At 76.4% G+C, this 2222-nt stretch carries 2 protein-coding genes and 1 pseudogene; 2 read left to right on the top strand and 1 reads right to left on the bottom strand.

What is annotated here, in order from left to right; translation table 11 throughout:
- Positions 1–716, top strand: a pseudogene (locus KSNIM_RS38805) (hypothetical protein); the annotation flags it as partial.
- A gap of 54 nt (positions 717–770) precedes the next feature.
- Positions 771–1361, top strand: a complete 591-nt coding sequence (locus KSNIM_RS38800; protein ID WP_263108369.1) for a GNAT family N-acetyltransferase — start codon at positions 771–773, stop codon at positions 1359–1361.
- Between the two features lie 7 nt (positions 1362–1368).
- Here the strand turns inward: KSNIM_RS38800 and KSNIM_RS38795 are convergent, their stop codons facing one another.
- A complete protein-coding gene (locus KSNIM_RS38795) occupies positions 1369–1896 on the bottom strand; it encodes a hypothetical protein (protein ID WP_263108368.1) in 528 nt (175 codons plus the stop codon).
- Between the last annotated feature and the right edge of the window lie 326 nt (positions 1897–2222).

The following is a 2222-nucleotide window of genomic DNA, read 5'->3' as shown; positions in this document are numbered from 1 at the left end:
GCCCCGCGGCGAGCAGCCCCGGCGGGCCGGCCGCCGCCGCACCCTCCGCTTCGGCCGTGGTCGGCGGCGCCGCGCCCCCGGCAGGCGGTGCCCTGATCTCCAACACCGAGGTCATATCGCCCGGTTGCGACGGCAACGACGTCTGGCGGCTGCCGCTCGTCCCCGACGCCGTCCGCCGCCTGGAGGCCCCCGGGTCGGACCCCGCCGCCTGGGCGCTGGAACGCCAGGGGGCGATCGCCGGCCGGAGCCTCACCGAGGCCGTCGTGCAGAGCTCCGCCGAGCGCCAGATCGACCTGCGCCGCTTCTCCGTCAGGACGGTCAGCCGCTCCACCGCCGTCACCGGCAGCATGGTGAGCGTCCTCGTCGACCCGGAGTGCGGCACGGGGCCCCGCGAGGTCGTACACGTCACCGTCGACCTCGACCGCGACCCGCCGTCGGTCAAGGGCAAGCGGGCCGACGACACCCCCGTCAACCTCAACGCCCTCCAGCTCTCCGTCGACCCCCGTCAGTCCGTCACCTTCGAGATCACCGCCCTCAGCAAGACCTGCGACTGCACCTGGACGGCCGAACTCAGCTACGTCGACCAGGGACAGACCCGCACCCTCGCCGTAGACGACCGGGGCAAACCGTTCCGGATCGCCCCGGGCGGCACCTCGTACCTGCGCTACAGCCGCCTGCAGGGCAACCGCTGGCTCGACGCCGAACTGCGCGACTGACCGGGAGGGCGCAAATCCGTTGCCCGGCCCGGTTCCGCCGCCCAGAATCGCCGGATGACCGCAGACTTCGCCCGCAAACCCGTCCTCACCGGCACCGCGGTGCAGCTGCGCCCGTTCCGGCCCGAGGACCTGCCCCACATCACCGCCGCCCTGGACGACCCCGAAGTGCTGCGGCTCACCGGCAGCGCCCACCGGCCGCCGATCGGCGCCGACGCGCTCGCCCGCTGGTACGCCACCCGCAACGAGCAGACGGACCGGCTCGACCTCGCCGTGGTCGACCTGGCGAGCGGCCGCTGCGTCGGCGAGGTCGTGCTCAACGAGTGGGACGAGCCCAACCTGAGCTGCAGCTTCCGCACCCTGATCGGCCCGGCCGGGCGCGGCCGAGGCCTCGGCACCGAGGCGCTGCGACTCCTGCTCGGCCATGCCTTCGACGAGCTCGGCCTGCACCGCGTCCAGTTGGAGGTGTACTCCTTCAACCCGCGGGCCCGGCGCGTCTACGAGAAGGTGGGCTTCGTCGCGGAGGGCGTGCTCCGCGAGGCGCTCCGGGACGGCGACGGCTGGGCCGACGCCACCGTGATGGCCGTCCTGGCCGGCGACTGGGCCAGGCACCGCGGCCGGCCGGGAACGGCCGCCACCGCCATCTGACGGGACGTCAGTGACGCTGCGGGCGCCCCGTGGGGTCGGCGGGCAGGTCGAAGACGTGCTCGCCGTCCGAGGCCCGCACCACCACGCGGTCCGGACCGTCCCAGTGGCCGTCGACCGGGCCGCCCGACGCCGGGCCGTGCTCGAAGACACCCAGCAGCCAGTGCCGGGCCGACCAGCCACCGCCGGTCTCCACCTCCACCGACCAGCACGGACCGACCGCGTGGCGCACCACCGACAGCAGCCGGTCCGCCCGGCCGGGTGCCGCGACCGTCAGCACGGTGTGCTGCCGCGGCGGACCGGCCACGTCCAGGGCGCCGATCAGCACCCGCAGCGCCAGCACCCCGGCCACCAGCACCACCGGGGCGGTGAACAGGCCCCGGCCCGGCCTGCGCGGGGCCAGCACCAGTGCCACGACCAGCAGGACACCCGCCGAACCGAGCAGCGGCACCGGGCGGTCCAGCAGCTCCGCCACCCGCACCCGGCCGCCCGAGCGCGCCGACCACACCCCGGCCGCGTACCCGGCGACCAGCAGCACCCCCCCCCCGGCCGCCGCACCCGCCGGCCGCCATCCGCGTCCGGCTTCCCGCCCCGCCGCCACCGTGATCCCCCGAACTGCGGCGCCCCCCGGCGCCGCTTCGCCGCAGGCTAACACCGGCCCACGACCGGCCCGCCGGCACCCGGCACCCCGGCCCGCGCCGCACCCGACGGACCGTCACCCCGGGAGCGGCGGAGCCGTTCCCGGCCCGCCGCCGTGCCGGGTCGTCCGCCGGGCCGCCGCGGCCGTCCGGGACGGTGCCACCGGTCGGCTAGCCTGGGGGAACGATGAACCGCTTGAGCCCGCCGTGGGGCGAGCTCGCCCTC

It is taken from the genome of Kitasatospora sp. DSM 101779 (assembly GCF_025655475.1).
Lineage (GTDB): Bacteria > Actinomycetota > Actinomycetes > Streptomycetales > Streptomycetaceae > Kitasatospora.
Note: the sequence above shows the minus strand (reverse complement) of the source record. Positions and strands in the feature narration are given on the sequence as shown.